This is a genomic window from Arthrobacter sp. SDTb3-6 (assembly GCF_013376095.1).
GTDB lineage: Bacteria > Actinomycetota > Actinomycetes > Actinomycetales > Micrococcaceae > Specibacter.
The window spans coordinates 1-20,692 of record NZ_JAAMFN010000044.1; the positions used below are offsets into that span (position 1 = coordinate 1).

18 protein-coding genes are annotated in these 20,692 nt (G+C 68.6%); 4 read left to right on the top strand and 14 right to left on the bottom strand.

The window, feature by feature from the left end; genetic code table 11:
* Positions 1-15: 15 nt before the first annotated feature.
* The 14 genes from G6035_RS16760 to purU form a co-directional block, all read right to left on the bottom strand.
* Positions 16-1,113: a Gfo/Idh/MocA family protein gene (locus G6035_RS16760; RefSeq protein WP_176618248.1), complete on the bottom strand. Its 1,098-nt coding sequence runs from the start codon at positions 1,111-1,113 to the stop codon at positions 16-18.
* Positions 1,114-1,230: 117 nt separating this feature from the next.
* Entirely contained in the window at positions 1,231-2,331 is a 1,101-nt protein-coding gene (locus G6035_RS16765) for a sugar-binding protein (RefSeq protein WP_176618249.1), read from the bottom strand.
* Between the two features lie 50 nt (positions 2,332-2,381).
* Positions 2,382-3,650 (bottom strand): multiple monosaccharide ABC transporter permease, encoded by a 1,269-nt coding sequence (gene mmsB, locus G6035_RS16770; RefSeq protein ID WP_176618250.1) that lies wholly within the window; start codon positions 3,648-3,650, stop codon positions 2,382-2,384.
* A 17-nt stretch (positions 3,651-3,667) separates the two neighbouring features.
* A complete protein-coding gene (gene mmsA, locus G6035_RS16775) occupies positions 3,668-5,212 on the bottom strand; it encodes a multiple monosaccharide ABC transporter ATP-binding protein (protein ID WP_176618251.1) in 1,545 nt (514 codons plus the stop codon).
* 154 nt (positions 5,213-5,366) lie between these two features.
* Positions 5,367-6,572, bottom strand: coding sequence for an ROK family transcriptional regulator (locus G6035_RS16780; RefSeq protein ID WP_176618252.1), 1,206 nt, complete (start codon positions 6,570-6,572; stop codon positions 5,367-5,369).
* Positions 6,573-6,662: 90 nt separating this feature from the next.
* Positions 6,663-7,181 carry a gamma carbonic anhydrase family protein gene (locus G6035_RS16785; protein WP_176618253.1) on the bottom strand — a complete coding sequence of 173 codons (519 nt, stop codon included), beginning with the start codon at positions 7,179-7,181 and terminating at the stop codon, positions 6,663-6,665.
* A gap of 192 nt (positions 7,182-7,373) precedes the next feature.
* A complete protein-coding gene (locus G6035_RS16790) occupies positions 7,374-8,414 on the bottom strand; it encodes a DUF2891 family protein (protein ID WP_176618254.1) in 1,041 nt (346 codons plus the stop codon).
* Positions 8,415-8,449: 35 nt separating this feature from the next.
* Positions 8,450-9,427 carry a DUF979 domain-containing protein gene (locus G6035_RS16795; protein ID WP_176618255.1) on the bottom strand — a complete coding sequence of 326 codons (978 nt, stop codon included), beginning with the start codon at positions 9,425-9,427 and terminating at the stop codon, positions 8,450-8,452.
* Positions 9,424-10,140, bottom strand: a complete 717-nt coding sequence (locus G6035_RS16800) for a DUF969 domain-containing protein (protein ID WP_176618256.1) — start codon at positions 10,138-10,140, stop codon at positions 9,424-9,426. Before G6035_RS16800 ends, G6035_RS16795 begins: the two co-directional genes overlap by 4 nt.
* A 187-nt stretch (positions 10,141-10,327) precedes the next feature.
* The gene (locus G6035_RS16805; protein ID WP_176618257.1) at positions 10,328-11,002 is read right to left on the bottom strand and encodes a GntR family transcriptional regulator; all 675 of its coding nucleotides are present in this window, start codon (positions 11,000-11,002) and stop codon (positions 10,328-10,330) included.
* Positions 11,003-11,045: 43 nt separating this feature from the next.
* Positions 11,046-12,815: a biotin carboxylase N-terminal domain-containing protein gene (locus tag G6035_RS16810; RefSeq protein ID WP_176618258.1), complete on the bottom strand. Its 1,770-nt coding sequence runs from the start codon at positions 12,813-12,815 to the stop codon at positions 11,046-11,048.
* Positions 12,812-14,467 (bottom strand): carboxyltransferase domain-containing protein, encoded by a 1,656-nt coding sequence (locus G6035_RS16815; RefSeq protein WP_176618259.1) that lies wholly within the window; start codon positions 14,465-14,467, stop codon positions 12,812-12,814. Before G6035_RS16815 ends, G6035_RS16810 begins: the two co-directional genes overlap by 4 nt.
* Positions 14,464-15,234, bottom strand: a complete 771-nt coding sequence (locus G6035_RS16820; RefSeq protein WP_176618260.1) for a LamB/YcsF family protein — start codon at positions 15,232-15,234, stop codon at positions 14,464-14,466. Before G6035_RS16820 ends, G6035_RS16815 begins: the two co-directional genes overlap by 4 nt.
* 125 nt (positions 15,235-15,359) lie before the next feature.
* Positions 15,360-16,235 (bottom strand): formyltetrahydrofolate deformylase, encoded by an 876-nt coding sequence (gene purU, locus G6035_RS16825; RefSeq protein ID WP_256883710.1) that lies wholly within the window; start codon positions 16,233-16,235, stop codon positions 15,360-15,362.
* A 271-nt stretch (positions 16,236-16,506) separates the two neighbouring features.
* On the opposite strand from purU, the gene glyA reads away from it, so the two are divergent.
* The 4 genes from glyA (at position 16,507) to G6035_RS16845 (ending at position 20,673) form a co-directional block, all read left to right on the top strand.
* Positions 16,507-17,793, top strand: coding sequence for a serine hydroxymethyltransferase (gene glyA, locus G6035_RS16830; protein WP_176618262.1), 1,287 nt, complete (start codon positions 16,507-16,509; stop codon positions 17,791-17,793).
* Entirely contained in the window at positions 17,787-18,683 is an 897-nt protein-coding gene (locus G6035_RS16835; protein WP_176618263.1) for a bifunctional methylenetetrahydrofolate dehydrogenase/methenyltetrahydrofolate cyclohydrolase, read from the top strand. Before glyA ends, G6035_RS16835 begins: the two co-directional genes overlap by 7 nt.
* A 155-nt stretch (positions 18,684-18,838) precedes the next feature.
* Positions 18,839-20,011 (top strand): sensor histidine kinase, encoded by a 1,173-nt coding sequence (locus G6035_RS16840; protein ID WP_176618264.1) that lies wholly within the window; start codon positions 18,839-18,841, stop codon positions 20,009-20,011.
* Entirely contained in the window at positions 20,008-20,673 is a 666-nt protein-coding gene (locus G6035_RS16845) for a response regulator transcription factor (RefSeq protein WP_176618265.1), read from the top strand. Before G6035_RS16840 ends, G6035_RS16845 begins: the two co-directional genes overlap by 4 nt.
* Positions 20,674-20,692: the final 19 nt, after the last annotated feature.

Genomic DNA, 20,692 nt, shown 5'->3' on the forward strand with positions numbered 1-20,692 from the left:
CGCTTCGGCCCCGGATCAGAGGTCCGTGCGGGCGTCGTTCGGGTAGCTGACGCCAAGCTGGCGGCGGGCCTCGTCGAAGAGTTCCATGACGGCCACGCTGTCAGCGAGCGGCATGGTGGCACTTTCGGTCAGGCCCGCCTGGATGCAGCGGGTCACCTCGCGCAGCTGGTAGGTGTAGCCGCGGCCGGGGTGTTCAAACGTCTCGGTGCGTTCGCTGCCCCAACCCACGGAAATGCGCAGGGCCTTGGGGTTGTTGACCGAGCCCACGGTTTCCACGAAGCCCTTGGTGCCGGCCACGGTTGCCACCCGGGGTCCGTGGGCGCCGAGGTAGCTCATCAGCTGGGCCTGGGCGCCATTGTGATAGCCCAGTGACAGGGAGTTTTGTGCGTCCACGCCCAGCGCCGTCAGCTCGCCCGTGGCGGACACGGCGGCAGGCTTCCCCAGCGTCGCCCAGGCCCACAACAGCGGGTAGACGGTGATGTCCAGCAGTGCCCCGCCGCCGGCTGACGGGGCCCAGATGCGGGCGGTGTCATCCACGGGGGCCGGGAATCCCAGGTCCGCCCGGACCCACTTCACCTCGCCGATCTCGCCGGCGGCCACAATCTCCAGCGCCCGCTGGAATCCCGGGACAAACCGCGCCCACACGGCTTCCATGAGGAACAGCTGCCGGGAACGGGCCAGTTCAACCAGGGAGCGGGCTTCGGCCGCCGTGATGGTGAGGGACTTTTCGCACAAGACGTGCTTGCCATGTTCCAGGGCGGCGCGGGCGATGTCGTAGTGCTGGGCATGCGGGGTCGCGATGTACACCACGTCCACGTCCGGGTCCTGCACCAGCTGGAGGTGGCCCGGGGCACCCGGTCCGTCGTGGCCGCCGTCGAAATAGTGGGTGGCAAAGCCGAACTTTTCGGCAAAGGCCGCCGCACCCGCCTCCCGGCGCGAGCTCACGGCCTGCAGCACGGCGTCCTCAAGCAGGGCCAGGTCCCCCGTGACGGTGGTGGCAATGTTGCCGGTGGCCACCACGCCCCAGCGCAGCGGGGTTCCCGTCGCGGCGAGTGTTTCCGGGTTGGCCGAGGTGTACCAGTCGGGGCGGGCAACAAAGCGGGGAATGGTCATGGCGCCATTCTGCCAGTTGCCGCGGGCGTGGGGGAACACGGCAAGGGCCCCGTCCGGCGCGTCGTGATGGACGACGGCGGACGGGGCCCTTGCGGCGTTGGTGCCTTGGGTGCCGGGCTACTTGGTCAGCGGGCCCAGGACCTTGTCATTGGCGTACTGCTCGGCGGCATTGGCCTTGGTGACAATCTTGGGAACCAGCAGGTATGCCGGGACAACCTTGACTCCGTTGTTGTAGGAGGTCGGGTCGTTGATCTCCGGCTTGGTGCCCTTCTGCAGGCCCTTGACCATGTCGATGGCGTGGTTGACCAGGGCCGTGGTGTCCTTGTTGATCGTGGAGTACTGCTCCCCGGCCATGATGGACTTGACGGACTGAACCTCGGAATCCTGGCCGGTGACGGTCGGGATGGGCTTGCCGGCAGCCTTCACGGACGTGATGATGGCCCGGGCCAGGGTGTCGTTCGGGGAGAGGACCCCGTCCAGGGAAGCGCTGCTGTAGCTGCCGACCAGAAGGGAGTCCATGCGCTTCTGCGCGTTTTCAGCCTTCCATCCCTGGGTCACGGCCTGCGGGAACGTCTTCTGGCCGGAGACAACCTTCAGGGTGCCGTCGTCGATCTTGGGTTGGAGGACCTTCATGGCGCCGTCAAAGAAGACCTTGGAGTTGGCATCATCGGGGGAGCCGGCAAAGAGCTCAATGTTGTACGGGCCGTTGGGCTTCTTGGCCTTCATGCCGTCCAGCAGGGCCTGGCCCTGCAGTTCGCCGACCTTGAAGTTGTCGTAGGCGACGTAGTAGTCCACGTTGGGGGTGTTCAGCAGGAGGCGGTCGTAGGCGATGACGGTGGCGCCGGCATCCTTGGCCTGCTTGAGCTGGGTGCCCAGCTGGGCGCCGTCAATGGCGCCGACAATGATGACCTTGGCACCCTTGGTGACCATGGAGCTGATCTGGTTCTGCTGTTCCGACACGCCACCGTTGGCAAACTGGACGTCGCCCTTGAAGCCGGCCTGGCTGAGCCCGTCGTTGAACAGCTTTTCCGCCAGCACCCAGTTTTCACTGGTCTTCTGGGGCAGGGCCACGCCAATCAGCGAACCGGCCGCGAAGCCGGCAGCACCGCCGCTGGAGGAGGCTGCCGGGGTTGCCGCGCGGCCGCAGCCCGTCAGTGCCAGGGCGGAGACCGCCAGGACCACTGCCATGGATTTGGCAGCCTTGTTGAGCTTGAACATGGGGTTCGCTTTCTGTTGGGTTCGTGAAGTGATGACTTGGCAGGAAGTTTTTAGGATTCGACCCTGACGGCGTCCTTGACGGGCTCTGCCACCGCAAGGTCCGGATTGTCCCGGCCGCCCAGGCGCTTCATCATGTGTCCGATGAAGGAGGGCTTGCCCTGGGATTTGTTGTAGACGTCGAAGACCACGGCGGCGAGCAGGACCAGGCCCTTGATGATCTGGGTCATGTCCGAGCCGACGCCCATGAGCTGGAGTCCGTTGTTGAGGACGGCCATGACCAGGCCGCCGATCATGGAGCCGACCACCGTGCCGACACCGCCGGTGACGGCTGCACCGCCGATGAAGACGGCGGCGATGGCGTCCAGTTCCCAGCCGACGCCGTCGGACGGGCCGGAGGCGTTGGAGCGGGCCACGAAGATCATGCCGGCCAGGCCCGCGAGCACGGACATGTTGAGGATGACGAGGAAGTCGGTGCGCTTGCTCTTGACGCCGGAGAGGGCGGCTGCGTGGCGGTTGCCGCCGACGGCGTAGATGTGGCGGCCGATGGTGGTGCGGGCCGAGATGAAGCCGTAGGCCAGGACCAGGACGCCGAGGATGATGCCCGGGACCGGGAAGGACGTGCCGGGGCGGCCAGTGGCAAAGAGGTAGGTGACATAGAGGACCACGGCGCACAGGATGACGAGCCGGGTGATGCTCACCCAGAGCGGCTTGACATCTGCGCCGAGTGCCACGGCCTTGCGGCGGCTGCGCAGTTCGCCCCAGATGAGGGCGGCGACGGCGATGAAGCCCAGGAGCAGCGTCAGGTTGTTGTAGCCGGTGTCGGGCCCGATTTCCTTCAGGTAGCCGGCACCGATGTACTGGAAGTCGGCGGAGACGGGGATGGTCAGTGACTTGCCGAAGTACTGGTTGGCGCCGCGGAAGAGCAGCATGCCAGCCAGGGTGACGATGAAGGCGGGGATGCCGACGTACGCGACGAAGAAGCCCTGCCAGGCGCCGATGACGGCACCCAGGACCAGCCCGACGACGATGCCCATGTACCAGGGCAGGCCCCAGTCCTGCATGGTCAGCGCCACCACGATGCCGACGAACGCGGCGACGGAACCGACCGAAAGGTCAATGTGGCCGGCGATGATGACCAGCACCATGCCGATGGCGAGGATGAGGATGTAGGAATAGCCGTTGACCAGGTTGATGACGTTGTCCGGGGTGAGGATCACACCGCCGGTTTGCCACTGGAAGAACAGGACCAGGGCGACGAGGGCGAAGATCATCCCGAATTGGCGGGTGTTGCCGCCGAAGAGTTGTTTGATGGCGTTCATGGTTTTTTTCCCTGGGTCTAGGCAGATTTCTTGACAGCGGTCATGCGCTTCATCAGCGATTCCTGGCTGGCCTGGTCTTTGTTCAGCACGCCGGTGATGGCGCCCTCGAAAATGGTGTAGATGCGGTCCGAGATGCCCAGCAGTTCCGGCAGCTCGGAGGAGATGACAATGACGCCCTTGCCTTGGCTGGCCAGGGCCTGGATGATTCCGTAGATCTCATACTTGGCGCCGACGTCGATCCCGCGGGTGGGTTCGTCGAGGATGAGCAGGTCCGGGTCGGTGAACATCCACTTGGCCAGGACCACCTTTTGCTGGTTCCCGCCCGAAAGCTTGGCCACGCCCTCGTCCACGCTGGGCGTCTTGGTGCGCAGCTGCCTGCGGTACTGCTCGGCCACCGCGTATTCCTTGTCAAGGTCGACGACGGTGTGCTTGGAGATGGCGGGGAGGTTGGCGGCGACGGTGGTGGTCTTGATGTCGTCAAGCAGGTTCAGCCCGAGGGTCTTGCGGTCTTCGGTGACGTAGCCCAGGCCGTGCCTGATGGCCTCGGGGACGTTGCGGAGCGTGATTTCCTTCCCGTCCTTGATGATCTGCCCGGAGACGTAGTTGCCGTAGGAGCGGCCGAAGAGGGAGCGGGCCAGTTCGGTGCGCCCGGCACCCATGAGGCCGGCAAATCCGACGATCTCGCCGCGGCGGACGTTGAAGCTGGAGTTCTTGCAGACCAGGCGGTCGGCAATCTGCGGGTGGGCCACGGTCCAGTTCCTGACCTCGAAGAACACCTCGCCGATCTGGGGCGTGTGGTCCGGGAACCGCGATTCCAGGGTCCTGCCCACCATGCCCTTGATGATGCGGTCCTCGTCGACACCGTCGGCCTTGACATCCAGGGTTTCAATCGTCTTGCCGTCGCGGATGATGGTGATCGAATCGGAGACCTGCTCGATCTCGTTGAGTTTGTGGGAGATCATGATGCAGCTGATGCCCTTGCCCTTCAGCCCCCGGATCAGGTCCAGGAGGTGCTGGGAGTCGGATTCGTTCAGGGCCGCGGTGGGCTCGTCAAGGATGAGCAGCTTGACCGATTTGTTCAGGGCCTTGGCGATTTCCACCAGCTGCTGCTTGCCGACGCCAATCTCCTTCACGGGGGTGTCGGGATCCTCGTCCAGCCCCACCCGGGCCATCAGCTCCACGGAACGCAGCCGGGCCTCGGCCCAGTTGATCACGCCGAACCGGGTGGGCTCGTTCCCCAGGAAGATGTTCTCCATGACGGACAGCTCGGGGATCAAGGCCAGTTCCTGGTGGATGATCGCGATTCCGGCGTTTTCGCTGGCGCGGATGTCCTTGAATTCGCACACTTCGTTTTGGAAGACGATCTCCCCGCCGTAGCTGCCGAAGGGGTAAACGCCGGAGAGGACCTTCATGAGCGTGGACTTGCCGGCGCCGTTCTCACCACAAATGGAATGGATCTCGCCGGCACGGACAGCAATGGAAACATCGGACAGGGCCTTGACGCCGGGAAATTCCTTGGTGATGGATCGCATCTGAAGAATGATGGGGTTTGCGGACGGCATGTGCGTTTCGCTTTCCAAGACAGACGTCTTTGTCGGTACGCCACACCCGCTGTGTGCCGAGCGTGAAGAGGTAGAGCAAAAATTGTTACTTAGGAGATTCAACCCGGTTGGCGTCTTGTCGTCAACCTTTTAACGCAACGGGATGGTAACGGTTCTATGTGTTGTGGCGGTCCGCGTCATGCTGGAACACGAGTGAGACCGCGCCGAGCCCCTCCGAGCGGGGCCCCAGGGATGAGGTCGCCAACGTGGTGTTCTCCCCGACCACCGGCACTGCGTGGCGCAGCAGGCCCCGCCGGATGGGTGCCAGCAGGAGCTCGCCCAGGGTGGCCAGCGGGCCGCCGATGACGATGACGTCCGGGCTCATGAGGTTGGAGATGGTGGCCAGTGCCCGGCCGACGGCGGTCCCCGCGTCCTCGAGGACGCGCAGCGTCGTGGAATCACCCGACTTGGCCTGGCGGACAATGTCCTCGACATCGACCGGATGGTTCCTGTCGCGGCTGAGGAGCTCGATCATGGTGGCGGTCGAGGCAACGGTTTCCAGGCAGCCGCGGTTGCCGCAGCGGCAGATCCGCCCGGATTCGTTGATGGTCAGGTGGCCGATTTCCCCGGTCACGCCGATGCTGCCCGAGTAGAGCGAGCCGTTGAGGATCAGGCCCGCTCCGATCCCGGTGCCGATCTTGACGAAGACCAGGTTGGGGACGGCGGTGTGGGCCCCCCAGGTGATCTGCGCCAGGGCCCCGAGGTTGGCGTCGTTTTCAATGTAGACGGGCAGGTCCAGGGCGGACTTGAGCCGCTCGTGGAGGTTGATGCCCACCCATTCCGGCAGGATGGCACCCTGGATGACCTTGCCCGTCCGCCGGTCGATGGGGCCGGGAATGCCGGCGCCGGCGCCCATCAGTGATGACCTGGCAATGGCCTTTTCGGCGAGCAGCTCGTCCAGCAGCTTGGCCGCGGCGGCAATGCCGACGGTGGCGTTGTGCCCGGGCGGCAAGGGGATCTGGCGCTCGGCCACCACCTCGTAGGACCTGTTGGCCAGCACCACCCGGACGTGGCTGCGGCCAAAGTCAATCCCGGCGGCAATGGAGCTGTCCCCGATGTACCGCACCGAATGCGCGCGGCGTCCGGAACTGGTGGTGGCCGTCAGGGTGACCAGGCCGGCCTGGTGCATGCTCTTGACGATGTTGGACACCGTTGCAGTGGACAGGCCCGTCAGCCGCGCCAGCTCGGCCTGGGTGGCCGGACCACCGCGCAGCAGCTGCTCGGTGAGCCGGAGCTGGTTGCGCATCCGCAAGGCCGACTGCGATCCCGGCTTGGATGGGCCGCCGGCGCTGCGGACGGTGCTGCTTTCGTCATCTGACATAACTGGCAGCATGCCCCACGTCATATGTTGAAGTCAAGAATTTAACGCTATCGAAATGGTTTGTGTTAAGTGGTTGACGTTATCCTGCCGCTAGGCGTGGATGGCCTTGTGCTTGCGGGCCAGCTCCACGTAGTGCAAGGCATTGCCCTTCACGTGCTCCAGCTCCTCGGCGGTCAACGCGCGGCGGACCTTCGCGGGGACGCCGGCCGCCAGGGACCCGGGCGGAATGACGGCGCCTTCGAGCACCACCGCGCCGCCGGCCACGAGCGATCCGGCGCCCACCACGGCGCCGTTCATGACCGTGGCGCCCATGCCGATCAGGCAGTTGTCCTCCACCGTGCAGCCGTGGACCACGGCGCCATGGCCCACGCTGACGCCGTCGCCGATGGTCGTGGGGAAGCCTTCGTCGGCGTGCAGCACCACATTGTCCTGCAGGTTGGAGCCGTTGCCGACGGTGATGGTGGCGGTGTCGCCGCGGACCACCACGCCGTAGAAGGCGCTGGAATCGGCGCCGAGCGAGGCGTCGCCGATGATCGTGGCGGAGGGCGCCACAAAGGCGGATTCGTGGACGGACGGCGTGTGGCCGTCAAAGGGGACCAGCTGGTTCATGGGGGCTCCAAGTCGTTGCAGTGCGGCGCGAAAATCGCCAGTACTGCCGATGCTACCGAACCAGGGCCGGGGGCCGCGGGTAGGCCATCCCACGTTTCGCCAGTTGTGGCGGGCACGGCCCGCCGACTAAGCCGGCCGGCCGGTGGAAGACGCAGGCCGGCCCCCGGCTGGGCCCGGGGGCCGGCCGGGCGGTCAGCGGCGGGCGGAGGCGAGCGCGTCCCAGGCGAAGCTGGCCAGCCAGTGGCTGGACATGAACTCGTCGGTCATCACTGCGTCCAGCCCGGCTTCGAGCAGGGGCGGTAGCGCGTTCTCGAGCACGGCCGCGGTGGCGCCGCCGTCGGACGTGCGGCGCAGCGCACGGCTGATCCGGAGGAGCTGGCCGGCGCGGGTCAGGTTCAGCCCGTTCAGGTGGGCGAGGTAGCCGTCGGACTCGTCGGTGACCGTATACGGCGCAAGGATCCGCGCGTCGGGGGTGAGCCCCGGCAGGAAGGCGTCGAACCATGACGTAAAGGAGTCGGGGCCGAGCACGCGCGCCATGAGGTCGGCCTCGCTCAGCCCGGGGGAGAGGAAGTCCTGGCCGCTCATTTCCCACCCGCCCGGCCAGCCGGTGTCGCGCCTGAACCAGCGCAGCGCAGCGAGCTCGCACACCGCCGCTGCCTGGTCCCGGCCCAAGGTGCGGAAGGCGTCGAGCATGAGGCCCAGGCCGAAGGCCGCGTTGGTGTGCAGCCCGTGGCGGACGGGATATTCGGCCTTGTCCGTCCAGTCGGCCGCGAGCCCGGCCACCATGTCCACGAGGGGATCCAGCGCGGCGCCCCACTTGCCGAGCTGGCCGTCCTCCGAGGCAGCGGCGGTCGCGGCCAGCCGCACCAGCCAGGCCCACCCGTAGGGGCGCTCCCAGCTGCGGTTTGCCAGCAGGTAGGCCCCTTCAACGGCCAGGTTTTCCGAGGTCAGGTTTGCGGCGAGGACGGCGCGCAGGCGGGCGTCCAGTCCGGCGTCGATCCCGTATTCAATCAGCGTCACGCCCAGCCAGGTCATGTGCACGCAGGAGTGCCAGTCAAAGGAGGTGTAAAACGCCGGGTGGAGCTCCCGGGGGCTGGGCCGGTCCGCGGGGGACGTTTCCACATGGTGGGAGGCGAAGGGGTAGGGCCGGGACAGGTTGTCCAGGACGATCCCGGCGTAGTGGTTGGCCAGCGCGTCCATGCGGGCGGCGGGGTCGGGGGTTGGTGCGTTCATGGCGTTCCTTGCGTGGTTGTCTTGAGCCGGGGCGGCTAGGCGTGGCGGAAGGCGAGGAAGTACATCAGGGCGATGTTGGCGAACAGGAGCGGCACGCCGGTGGCAATCTGGGCCGTGATGACGCCGTACTTGTTCTTCATTTCCAGCAGCGCGGACGGCACCAGGTTGAAGTTGGCCGCCATGGGCGTGCACAGCGTGCCGCAGAATCCGGCGAGCATGCCGATGGCAAACACGATGGCGGGCTGGCCGTGGAAGCCCTGCACCAGCACCGGCCAGCCGATGGCCGCCGTCATGATCGGGAAGGCGGCAAAGCCGTTGCCCATCAGGACCGTGAAGATGAACATGCCCACGCAGTAGACCACCACGGCGGCAAGGAGGGAACCGTTGGGCAGCACGCCCTTGGCCAGTGTGCCGACGGCGGTGCCCACGCCTGCCTGGGTGAACAGGATGCCCAGCGTGGAGAGCATCTGGGGCAGCAGTGCGGCCCACCCGATGGTCTCAATGATGCGCCGGCCCTCCAGGACGGGGGACAGCTTGTTCTGCGGGCGCAGGATCGCGACGCCGACGAGGGCTGCCACGATGGCGCCGATGCCCAGGGCCACCAGCGTGGTGTGGGTGGGGTCGATGAGCGGCTTGGAGCCAATTTTGAGCACGGGTGCCAGCAACACGACGATGACGGTCACCACCGGCAGGGCCAGCGCCGGAATGAAGAGCTTGTTGCCGAACTTGGCCGCGGAGGCCGTCCGTTGTTCCTCGCTGGCGGTATTGGAGCGGCCGTCGCCCAGCAGCCCGGTGCTGGCCAGGGCGACCAGGGCCAGGACGGCGATGCCCAGGATCCAGGCGGGTGCGGTCTTGGCCTCGACGGCGGTGCCGTAAAAGAAGCACAGGCCCAGCAGGCCCCAGAAGGAGGAACTGCCCCAGCGCCGCGGGTGGTTGGCGTCGCGGGCTATCAGGAAGGCCCAGGCGACGAACAGCAGGCCAATGAGCCAGTAGATGGATTCGACGTTGATCATGCCTGTCCTCCAGCGGGTGTTGCGGCGGCGTCCTCGGTGCGGGCTTCCTGGACGGCCTTGTCCAGCTGGCGGTCGAGGCGCAGCAGGCGGAAGCCGTGGATCAGGAAGGCGCAGACTGCGGTGGGGATGGCCCAGATGGCCAGTTGCAGGGGCTCCAGGTGGAGCCCGTAGGTGGTGTCGACAAAGGTGGTGATCAGCAGGATGGAGCCGACGGCGACGAAGACGTCCTCGCCAAAGAACACGCCCACGTTGTCCGCAGCGGCCGAGTGGCCCTTGATCTTTTCCCGGACCTTGTCCGGCACCGAGCCGTAGCGGCGCAGTGCAGCGCCTTCGGCCATGGGGAAGACGAGCGGGCGGACGGTTTGGGCATGCCCGCCAATGCTTGTCAGTCCCAGGGCCGCGGTGATCTGGCGGATCACCAGGTACCCCAGGAGGACCCGGCCGGCGGTCAGCTTGGCCAGCTTGGCAATGAGGGTCTTGGCTTGTTCCTGCAGCCCGAAACGTTCGATCAGGCCGATGACCGGAAGCACCACCACGAAGATGGTGACGGAGCGGCTGCTGGAAAATCCAGAGCCAAACGCGTTGAGGATCTCCAGCGGGGACATGCCGCCAAGAAGCGCCGTGACGATGCCGGAGATGGTGACTACAAGAAGTGGGTTGAGTCGGATGGCGAAGCCAACAATCACCAACAAGACCCCGATGAGTACAAGCATGGATATCCGTTCCTGCCGCGGCCAGGCGGGGCCGCAGATACGGTCGTAGTTGTCCGAAACCGGGCTGCTGCCCCGAACCGGTCAGGAAGGCCGCCAACGGTGGCGTCGATCACTGTGAACTACATCATATGCTTTTGTTCAACAATCCTGCAAGTGTTTGTTCAACAATCTTTGGGGAGGGTGGAAATCAGTGGGCGGCGGTGAATTGTGCCAGCAGTTCCGCCTCGGCCTTGTCCAGGTAGCCGCGCATCCGCTCGGCGGCCTCGGCCCGTTTTCCGGCGGCGAGCAGCTCCAGCAGTTCCGCGTTGAGTTCCACGTAGTGGCTGTGGAAGTCGGGGGCGTTGCTCATGGCGTGGAAGACCAGGCGCATCTGCGCCAGCACCCGCTGCATGGTCTCCAGCAGCCCCGTGCTGCCGGTGCCCAGGATCAGCGCCTCATGGAAGCGCTGGTTGGCGGCGGCCATCTCCGGCACGGAGCCGCGGGCCAGGGCGTCGCGGGCGTCCGCCACCACGGAGCGCAGCTCATCGAGGTCCGGCCCCGGCCCCCACAGGGCGGCCGCCGGCTCCAGGATCCTGCGCACATTGTAGATTTCCCGTATTTCATCCGGCCCGGGGGAGGCGACAAAAACGCCCCGGTTCGGGATGCGGGTGATGATCAGTTCGCCGTCGAGCACCGTGAAGGCCTCGCGCAGCGTGTTCCGGGAGATCCCCAGTGTCTCCGAGAGGGACTGTTCGGAGAGCTTGGTGCCGGGCACCAGCCGGCCCTCGGCAATCCGGCTGCGCAGCACTGAGGCCACCCAGGCGCCGGTGTGGGCGTGGGCTGCAGAGGGCGGCAAATCGCCGAGGGCTGTATTCATGGGCATGGCTCCAATCTATCCAATGCGGCGGGCCGGCCGTGCACGCAGGTCAGTCAATCCGGCACACGGCTTCCCCGCGCACCACTGCGTCACCGGGTTCCCGCGGGCCGCGCACCACGGTGCCGGCGCGGTGGGCCGTGACGGTGGATTCCATCTTCATGGCCTCCAGGACGGCGACGGGATCGCCCTTGGCAACTTGCCCGCCGTCGCCGGCCAGCCACTTGACGAGCTTGCCGTTCATGGGGGCCGCCAGCACGCCGGCGTCGGCTCCCTCGCCACCGCCGTCGGTGCGCGTGCCGGAAGAACCGCCGCCGTCCGTGGCGGTCCCCGGATTCCCCCGGCTGCCGCTGCGCAACGCATCCAGGAGTTCGGCGGGCAGGCCGATCTGCAGCGCCTTGCCGTCCACGTCAATGGTCAGTTCCTCGCGGCGGCCGTCCGGCTCGGCCCGGGCGATCTCGTCCGAGGCGGCCAGCGTGGCGGCGAATTCGGTTTCAATCCACGTCGTGTGCACGCCGAAGTGGCCGTCCGCGGTGAAGGCGGGGTCGCGGACCACCGCGCGGTGGAAGGGCAGGACGGTGGGGAGCCCGGCGATCGTCATTTCTTCAAGGGCCGTCCGGGCGCGGCGCAGGGCCTGGGCGCGGTCCGCGCCGTGGACGATGAGCTTGGCCAGCAGCGAGTCGTAGTCGCCGGGCACCGTGGAGCCGCTGCGGACGCCGGAATCGACGCGGATGCCGGAGCCGGTGGGTGCCTCAAAGGCGGTGATGGTGCCCGGGCCCGGCAGGAAGCCGCGGGCGGGGTCTTCGGCGTTGAGGCGGAACTCGAAGGCGTGGCCCACCGGCCGGGGGTCCTCGGTGAAGCGCAGGGGCTCGCCGTCGGCGATGCGGAACTGCTCGGCCACGAGGTCCACGCCCGTGGTTTCCTCCGTGATGGGGTGCTCCACCTGCAGGCGGGTGTTGACCTCCAGGAAGGAGACCGTGCCGTCGTCGGCCACGAGGTACTCCACCGTGCCGGCGCCCTCGTAGCCGGCTTCCCGGCAGATGGCCTTCGCCGAGGCGTGGATGCTGGCCCGCTGGGCGTCGCCCAGGAACGGTGCCGGCGCCTCCTCGACGAGTTTTTGGTGGCGCCGCTGCAGGGAGCAGTCGCGGGTGCCGACCACCACCACGTTGCCATGCCGGTCCGCGAGCACCTGGGCCTCCACATGGCGGGGGCGGTCCAGGAACCGCTCCACAAAGCACTCCCCGCGGCCAAAGGCGGTGGTGGCCTCGCGGACGGCGGATTCAAAGGCGTCGTCGATGTCCTCCATGGTCCGGGCGATCTTCAGCCCGCGCCCGCCGCCGCCAAAGGCCGCCTTGATGGCGACGGGCAGGCCGAATTCTTCGGCGAAGGCGCGCACCTCGGCGCCGGATGCCACGGGGCCGTCACTGCCGGGCACCAGCGGGGCGCCGGCCCGGACGGCGATTTCGCGGGCCGTGACCTTGTTGCCCAGGTCCCGGATGGCCTGCGGCGGCGGCCCGATCCACGTCAGCCGGGCGTCGACGACGGCCTGGGCAAAGTCCGCGTTTTCGGACAGGAAGCCGTAGCCGGGGTGGACGGCGTCGGCCCCGGACCGGCGGGCGACGTCGATGATCTTCTCGATGTTCAGGTACGTCTCCGCGCCGGAACGCCCGCCCAGTGCGTAGGCCTCCCCGGCCCGGCGCACGTGCAGTGCGTCGGCGTCGGGGTCGGAATACACGGCGACGGACTCCAGCCCGGCGTCGGAGCAGGCGCGGGCCACGCGCACGGCGATTTCGCCGCGGTTGGCGATGAGTACTTTCTTCATGAACGGGTTCCTTGGGGAGTCGAGGTGGGGGAGTCGATCAGGGCAAAGCGCACGCGGGTGCCGGGCGGGAGCTGGGCGGCGGCGCCCAGGTCCTCGGGGACGACGGCGGCGATGACCGGGTAGCCGCCGGTGACGGGGTGGTCGGCCAGGAACAGCACGGGCAGCCCCGACGGCGGCACCTGCAGGGCGCCCCAGACCACGCCTTCGCTGGCCAGTTCGCCGTCGCGGATCCGCGGCACGGGCGTTCCGCCGTCGTCCAGTTCCAGGCGGACGCCGATCCGGTTGGACGCAGCGCCCACCCGCCAGTTTTGCCCCGTCAGGACGTCCATGCCGGCCGGGCCAAACCAGTCGTCGCGGGGGCCGGGGGTGATCCGCAGGGTGGCGACGCCCGAGGCAGGGGCCGGGCGCAGGGTGGCCGGTTCCGGGGCGCCCACCACGTGGGCGCCCCGGGCCGGGCCCACCGGGATGCGGAGGCCGGCGGCCAGCGGATCCGGGCCGATTCCGGACATCAGGTCGGTGGAGCGGCTGCCCATGACGGGCTCCGCCGCGATGCCCCCGCGCACGCCGAGGTAGCAGCGCAGCCCCTCCGTGGCGGGTCCCAGCGTGAGCGTTTCGCCGGCCAGCAGCGCGAACGGCGCGTCCTGGGCGGGGCTGCGTTCGCTGCGGTCCGGGTCCGACGGCGTGATGTGCAGCGTGGTCCGGGCGCCGGTGACGGCCAGGACCTGGTCGGATTCGGCCGTCAGTGCCAGGGAGCCCATGAGGTTTTCGATGACGGCGTCCCCGGCCTGGTTGCCGACCAGCCGGTTGGCCTGCCGCGCCGCGGAAGGGTCGACGGCGCCGGCCGCGGACACGCCCAGCTCGCCCAGGCCGGGGCGGCCCAGGTCCTGGATGAGCGACTGCAGGCCCGCGTGGACCACCAGCAGGCCGCCGGTTTCCGTGGGGGTGGCGGGCGCGCCCGTGGCGGTGCCGGCGTCGGGCTCGGCTGCGGCGGGGTGAAGGTCCATGGATGGGCGGGCCGGGACAAAGCGGACGCGGTCCTGGGGGCGGATGAGCGCGGGATCGCTGCGGTCCAGGGACCACAGCACCGCGTCTGTGCGGCCGATCAGCTGCCAGCCGCCCGGGGACTGGCGCGGGTAGACGGCGGAGTAGTCCCCGGCAAGGGCGACGGCGCCGGCGGGGACGGACGTGCGCGGGGTGCTGCGGCGCGGCACCTGCAGGGCCGGGTTTTCCCCCAACAGGTAGGCGAAGCCCGGGGCGAAACCGCCGAATGCCGCCCGCCAGGTCTGGCCGGTGTGTGCGGCGACGACGGCCTCGGGGCTCAGGCCGGTGAGCGTGGCGACCTCGGCGAGGTCGGCGCCGTCGTAGTGCACGGCGATCTCCACGAGCTTGCCCGTCTCCTCCGGGGCCGTGCCGAGGTCGAGGTTGGCGAGGACCGGGGTGGCTGCGCGGGCCGCGTTGGGCGAGTCGAACTTGACCAGCACGGTGGCGGCCGCGGACAGCGCGTCAAGCTGGCCGGGCAGGGGGGATTCGGCCAGCCGGGCCGCCAGGGCCAGCACGGCCGGCAGGTTCGGCAGCTCAACGAGCAGGGCGCGGGTGCCGGCCGGGTGGATGGCCGTGAGGCGGTGCGCGGCGGGGGTGCTCACGGTCGTCATGGCCTTGCCCACATGAAGCTTCGGATCTGCACGCCGGCGTTTTCCAGCCCGGCACGCACGGCGGCGGCCATGGCCACGGCCCCGGCGGTGTCGCCGTGGACGCAGATGCTCTCGGCCGGCATGGGGATGACGCTGCCGTCCACGGCCGTCACGGTGCCCTCGGTGGCCAGGCGCACCATGTTGGCGGCGACCCGGGCGGGATCGTGGATCACGGCGTTGGGCTCGCGGCGGGAGACAAGCGTCCCCTCCGGTGTGTAGTTGCGGTCGGCAAAGGCCTCGGCCACGGCGCGGAGCCCGGCGGCCTCGGCCCTGGCCAGGGCGACGGAGCCCGGCAGGAGCAGGAGGGGGAGGTCCGTGCCAAAGGCCTTGACGGCGTCGACCACGGCCTGCGCGTGCTTTTCGTGGTGGACGATCGTGTTGTACAGCGCGCCGTGGGGCTTGACGTACTTGATGGCGGCGCCGGCGGCCCCGGCCAGGGCGGACAGGGCGCCGAGCTGGTAGAGGACGTCGTCGGCCAGCTCGGTGGGGGAGCAGTCCAGGAAGCGGCGGCCGAACCCTGCCAGGTCCCGGTACCCCACGTGCGCGCCGATGGTGACGTCCGCGGCCACGGCGTCGCGGCACGTTTGGGCGATGGTGCTCGGGTCCCCGGCGTGGAAGCCGCAGGCGACGTTGGCGCTGGAGACGGAGGTGAAGATGGCGGCGTCGTCACCCATGGTCCAGTTGCCGAAGGACTCTCCGACGTCGGAATTGAGGTCAATGAAAGGCATTTGTGATCCCCGTCTCGTGATGTGGTTCTCTAAGAATGCCTTAATTTTCCAGATTGTTCAACAATTTGGTGCTGTGAGTGCTGGCGGGGCCGGTGGGCGGGCCGGGGTGTCGGGGTGTCGGGGTGTCAGTCGAAGACGACCGTGCGCGTCCCGTCGAGGAGGACGCGGTGTTCGGCGTGCCACTGGACGGCCTGGGCCAGGGTGCGTGCCTCCACGGCACGGCCCACGGCAACAAACTTCTCCACCGAGTGCCCGTGGGACACGCGGATCACTTCCTGCTCGATGATGGGACCCTCATCCAGGGTGGCCGTCACATAGTGCGCGGTGGCCCCGATGATCTTCACGCCCCTGGCGTGGGCCTGGTGGTACGGCCTGGCACCCTTGAAGGAGGGCAGGAAGGAGTGGTGGATGTTGATGGCCCGGCCCGCGAGGTGGCGGCACAGGCCGTCGGAGAGCACCTGCATGTAGCGGGCCAGCACCACCAGCTCCACCTCGTGCTCGGCCACCAGCTCCAACAGGGCCGCTTCCGCCTCGGCCTTGGTGTCCGGCGTGACGGGGATGTAGTAAAACGGGATGCCATAAAACCTGGCAAGCGGCTCCAGGTCCCGGTGGTTGGAGACAATGGCCGGGATCTCAATGGGCAGGGTGCCCGAACGCTGCAGGAACAACAGGTCGTTGATGCAGTGCGCGGCCTTGGATGCCAGGATCAGCGTCCGCACGGGCGCGCCGGCACGGTGCAGCTGCCAGTTGAGGCTGAACTGACCGGCGACGCCGTCGAGGTGCTCGCGGAGGCGGCTGAACGACGTCGTGGTTTCCACCGCAACCCGCATGAAAAAAGTGCCCGTGTCCGGGCTGCCGTACTGCTGGGAGTCGGTGATGTTGCAGCCCGCTTCCAGCAGGGAACCGGACACGGCGTGGACGATGCCGGGCTGGTCGGCGCAGGAGAGCGTCAGGACATAGCCGCGGGCGGCATGCGGGGCGGGGGAGGTCGAGTCAGTCACCCCGCCAACGTTACCGTCCCGCCGTGGCCCTGTACTACAGTTAAGGGGTTGCGACTGGCGATGAGGTGGGCCACCACCGGGGAGCAGCACGAGCGAGGACCCCTGGGATCGTACGCCTGGGACAAGGGGTCGCGACTGCCAGCAAAAGTAGTTTGGCGGTGGCCATGCCGTGCCCGCAGCTTCACACAGCGAAGCAGCCTGCAGGTGCACGCGTCCACCGGATAATCTGGCTAAGAAGTGTTTTTTCGTGTAGTCCATCCAGGAGTCCTGAATGTCCAATACCGCCACACAGTCCGTGACCAATGTCCCGCTCGCCGAGCTGGACCCTGAAATTGCCGCCGTCCTGAAGGACGAGCTCGGCCGCCAGCGTGACACGCTGGAAATGATCGCCTCCGAAAACTTCGCCCCCCGCGCCGTCCTGGAAGCCCAGGGCTCCGTGCTGACCAACAAGTACGCCGAAGGCTACCCGGGCCGCCGCTACTACGGCGGCTGCGAATACGTCGACGTTGCCGAGAACCTCGCCATCCAGCGCGTCAAGGACCTCTTCGGCGCCGAGTACGCCAACGTCCAGCCGCACTCCGGCGCCCAGGCCAACGCCGCCGCGCTTGCTGCCATGATCAACCCCGGCGACAAGATCCTGGGCCTGTCCCTGGCGCACGGCGGGCACCTGACCCACGGCATGAAGCTGAACTTCTCCGGCAAGCTGTACCAGGTCGCCGCCTACCAGGTCGAAGAGGACACCTTCCGCATCGACATGGACAAACTGCGCGGGCAGGCCATTGCCGAGAAGCCCCAGGTCATCATCGCCGGCTGGTCCGCCTACCCCCGACAGCTCGATTTTGCGGCGTTCCGCTCCATCGCCGACGAGGTGGGCGCACTGCTCTGGACCGACATGGCCCACTTTGCCGGCCTGGTTGCCGCCGGCCTGCACCCGAACCCGGTGCCGTACTCCGACGTCGTCACCTCCACCGTGCACAAGACCCTGGCAGGCCCCCGCTCCGGGGTGATCCTGGCCAAGGAGGAATGGGCCAAGAAGCTCAACTCCGCCGTATTCCCCGGACAGCAGGGCGGCCCGCTCATGCACGTCATTGCCGCCAAGGCGGTGGCCTTCAAGGTTGCCGCGGGCCAGGAGTTCAAGGAGCGCCAGCAGCGCGTCCTGGAGGGCGCCAAGATCATCGCGGACCGCCTGAACGCCGCCGACGTCGCGGACGCCGGCGTGTCCGTGCTGACCGGCGGCACCGACGTGCACCTGGTGCTCGTGGACCTGCGCAACTCCCAGCTGGACGGCAAGCAGGCCGAGGACCTCCTGCACACCGTCGGCATCACGGTCAACCGCAACGCCGTCCCGTTCGACCCGCGCCCCCCGATGGTCACCTCCGGCCTGCGCATCGGCACCCCGGCACTGGCCACCCGCGGCTTCGGGGCCGCGGAATTCACCGAGGTTGCCGAGATCATCGCCACCGCACTGAAGGGCAACGCCGACGTCGATGCCCTCAGCGCACGTGTGAAGAAGCTCGCCGAGGATTTCCCCCTCTACCCGGGCCAGGAAGAATGGTAACCGCCGTGCCCGCGGCAAGGACCGCGCAAATCCTCGACGGCAAGGCCACCGCGGCTGCCATCAAGGACGAACTGAAGGAGCGGGTCGCGGCGCTCGCAGCCCGGGGCACCACCCCGGGCCTGGGCACCATCCTGGTTGGGGACGACCCCGGGTCGAAGTGGTACGTGGCCGGCAAGCACAGGGACTGCGCCGAGGTGGGCATCAACTCCCTGCGCATCGACCTGCCCGAAACCGCCACGCAGGAGGAGGTGCTCGACGCCGTCCGCCGGCTCAACGGGGACCCCGCCTGCACCGGCTACATTGTCCAGCTGCCGCTGCCGGCGCACATCGACCAGGACGTGGTGCTTGAGGCCATCGACCCGGCCAAGGATGCCGACGGCCTGCACCCGATGAACCTGGGCCGCCTGGTGGCCAACGTCAACCGGCCCATGGCCTCGCCGCTGCCCTGCACGCCCAAAGGCTGCGTTGAACTGCTGCGCCGCCACGGGATCGAACTGAACGGCAAGAAGGTCCTGGTGGTGGGCCGCGGCGTGACGATCGGCAGGCCCGTGGGCCTGCTTCTCACGCGCCGGGACATCAACGCGACCGTCACCCTGGCCCACACGGGCACGGCGGACCTCGCCGCGGAACTGCGCCTGGCCGACGTCGTCATCGCCGCCGCAGGCCAGCCGCACATGATCAAGGCGGCGGACCTCAAGCCGGGTGCCATTGTGCTCGACGTCGGCGTCTCCCGCGTTGACGACGGCACGGGCAAGGCGGTTGTCACCGGGGACGTGGAGCCGGCCGCCCACGGCGTTGCCTCGTGGATTTCACCGAACCCCGGCGGCGTGGGCCCCATGACCCGGGCCATGCTGCTGGCGAACGTGGTGGAGGCCGCGGAGCGCGCCTGACGCACCGCGGCCGCGGGCCCGCGCACGACGGCCCTCGCACGACGGCCCGCGCAACCGGGCCCTCGCGACACAGGGCGGCGTACTCCCACCGGAGTACGCCGCCCTTCACGTCGGGGGTGATGTGCGCCGCCGGGCTGCCGGACTAGGCTCGTGCCATGAGGAGTGCGCGCCGTCGACGGCCTGTGGTGGCGGTGGCCGTGCTGGCCGCCGTGATCCAGCTGGCCGGCACCCACGTGGCGTCCGGGCGCCAGCCGCTCGCGCACCCGCTGGACGGGTTCGGCTACCTGCTGTTGCTCGCCGGGCCGGCGCTCCTGCTCCTGCACCGCCGCGCCCCGGAGGTCATGCTGGGCGGCACCGTGGCGGCCACGGCGGCGTACCTCGCCATCGGGTACCCGTGGGGCCCCTTCCCGCTCTCGATGGCCCTTGCCCTCATTCTGGCCACGGCCGCCCGCCGCCGGGTGTTCGCCTGGTCCGTGGCCGGCGCACTCGTTGCGGCCGTGTTCACCTGGGCCATTGTGCACGGCGGAGACCAGGACCTGGTCCGCGCCGGCGCGGCATCCGCCTGGCTCGTGATCCTGGTGCTCATCGGCGAGGGCGTGCGCCTGCGGCTGGAGCGGGTGGCCGAGCGGCGTGCACATGCGCATGAGGCCAGGCAGCGGGCCGAGGACGAATACCGGCTGGCACTGGCCCGTGACATCCACGACGTCGTGGCCCATTCCCTGTCCATGATCAATGTCCGCGCCTCCGTGGCGCTGCACCTCGCCGACCGCGACCCGGACCAGCTCCGCCCCGCCCTCGAGGCCATCAAGACGGCCAGCAAGGAATCCCTGGTGCAGGTCCGCGAACTGCTGGGCGTGCTGCGCCAGGACGCCCCGCGCCAGCCCGGCCTGACCCTGGCCAACATCCCCGGCCTCGTCGAGGACGCCCAGCACGGCGGCCTGGCGGCCCGAATCGAGTACGACGGCGACCCCTCCGCCCTGCGCACCAGGCTGGGCCCCGAGCGGGAGGCGGTGGTGTACCGGGTGGTGCAGGAAGCGGTCACCAACGCGGTGCGACACTCCGGGGCGAAGCACCTCGCGGTGCACATCGGGCCCGTTTCCGGGGACGCGCTCACGGTTGCGGTGGACGACGACGGCACGGGCCGGCACGGCTCGCCCGAGGGCAACGGGCTGCGCGGCATGCGCGAACGGCTGGCCGGGATCGGCGGTTCCGTGGAACTGGTGGAGCTCAAGCCCGGACTGGGCGTGCACGCCCGGTTCCCGCTCGGTGACGAACCGGGCCCGGACGGTGGGCCGCCCGGCGCCGGCCCGGCAGGGAAACAGCCATGATCCGCATCCTCATCGCCGACGACCAAACGCTGATCCGGGCCGGCTTCCGTGCCCTCCTGGACGCCGAGGCGGACATGGAGGTGGTGGGAGAATCCGGCACCGGCAGCGGCACCCTGGCCCTGGCCCGCGAGCTGAAGCCGGACGTCATCCTCATGGACATCCGCATGCCCGGCGGCGACGGCCTGGAAGCCGGCGCCGCCATCCTGGCCGACCCCGCCCTCGCCGGCACGCACATCCTGGTCCTGACCACCTTCGAACTCGACGAATACATTGTGGAGGCCGTGCGCATTGGTGCCGCCGGCTTCCTGATCAAGGACACCGAACCTGCCGAACTGATCCGCGCCGTCCGTGTGGTGAACGACGGCGACGCCCTCCTCTCCCCGTCCGTCACCCGCCGCCTCATGGACGCCATGGCGCACGTGTCCCGGGACGTGGCCCCGCCGCCGGAACTGGCCCACATCACGGGACGGGAACGGGAGGTGCTGGCCCTGGTGGGCGAGGGGCTGAACAACGCCGAGATCGCTGCCCGCCTGTTCATCACACCCCTGACCGCCAAGACCCACGTGTCCCGGATCATGACCAAGCTGGCGGCACGCGACCGCGTCCAGCTGGTGGTCATCGCCTACGAGTCCGGCCTGGTCCGCCCCGGCTGGAACGTCTAGTCCCCACCGGCCGGCCCGA

Bases quoted from the DNA above. Each gene is read 5' to 3' on its own strand.
- mmsB (WP_176618250.1), bottom strand. From the start codon at position 3,650: ATGAACGCCATCAAACAACTCTTCGGCGGCAACACCCGCCAATTCGGG.
- G6035_RS16805 (WP_176618257.1), bottom strand. From the start codon at position 11,002: ATGCCCATGAATACAGCCCTCGGCGATTTGCCGCCCTCTGCAGCCCAC.
- G6035_RS16785 (WP_176618253.1), bottom strand. From the start codon at position 7,181: ATGAACCAGCTGGTCCCCTTTGACGGCCACACGCCGTCCGTCCACGAA.
- G6035_RS16780 (WP_176618252.1), bottom strand. From the start codon at position 6,572: ATGTCAGATGACGAAAGCAGCACCGTCCGCAGCGCCGGCGGCCCATCC.
- G6035_RS16795 (WP_176618255.1), bottom strand. From the start codon at position 9,427: ATGATCAACGTCGAATCCATCTACTGGCTCATTGGCCTGCTGTTCGTC.
- G6035_RS16815 (WP_176618259.1), bottom strand. From the start codon at position 14,467: ATGACGACCGTGAGCACCCCCGCCGCGCACCGCCTCACGGCCATCCAC.
- G6035_RS16810 (WP_176618258.1), bottom strand. From the start codon at position 12,815: ATGAAGAAAGTACTCATCGCCAACCGCGGCGAAATCGCCGTGCGCGTG.
- G6035_RS16800 (WP_176618256.1), bottom strand. From the start codon at position 10,140: ATGCTTGTACTCATCGGGGTCTTGTTGGTGATTGTTGGCTTCGCCATC.
- G6035_RS16790 (WP_176618254.1), bottom strand. From the start codon at position 8,414: ATGAACGCACCAACCCCCGACCCCGCCGCCCGCATGGACGCGCTGGCC.
- G6035_RS16820 (WP_176618260.1), bottom strand. From the start codon at position 15,234: ATGCCTTTCATTGACCTCAATTCCGACGTCGGAGAGTCCTTCGGCAAC.
- mmsA (WP_176618251.1), bottom strand. From the start codon at position 5,212: ATGCCGTCCGCAAACCCCATCATTCTTCAGATGCGATCCATCACCAAG.
- G6035_RS16835 (WP_176618263.1), top strand. From the start codon at position 17,787: ATGGTAACCGCCGTGCCCGCGGCAAGGACCGCGCAAATCCTCGACGGC.
- G6035_RS16765 (WP_176618249.1), bottom strand. From the start codon at position 2,331: ATGTTCAAGCTCAACAAGGCTGCCAAATCCATGGCAGTGGTCCTGGCG.
- glyA (WP_176618262.1), top strand. From the start codon at position 16,507: ATGTCCAATACCGCCACACAGTCCGTGACCAATGTCCCGCTCGCCGAG.
- G6035_RS16845 (WP_176618265.1), top strand. From the start codon at position 20,008: ATGATCCGCATCCTCATCGCCGACGACCAAACGCTGATCCGGGCCGGC.
- G6035_RS16760 (WP_176618248.1), bottom strand. From the start codon at position 1,113: ATGACCATTCCCCGCTTTGTTGCCCGCCCCGACTGGTACACCTCGGCC.
- G6035_RS16840 (WP_176618264.1), top strand. From the start codon at position 18,839: ATGAGGAGTGCGCGCCGTCGACGGCCTGTGGTGGCGGTGGCCGTGCTG.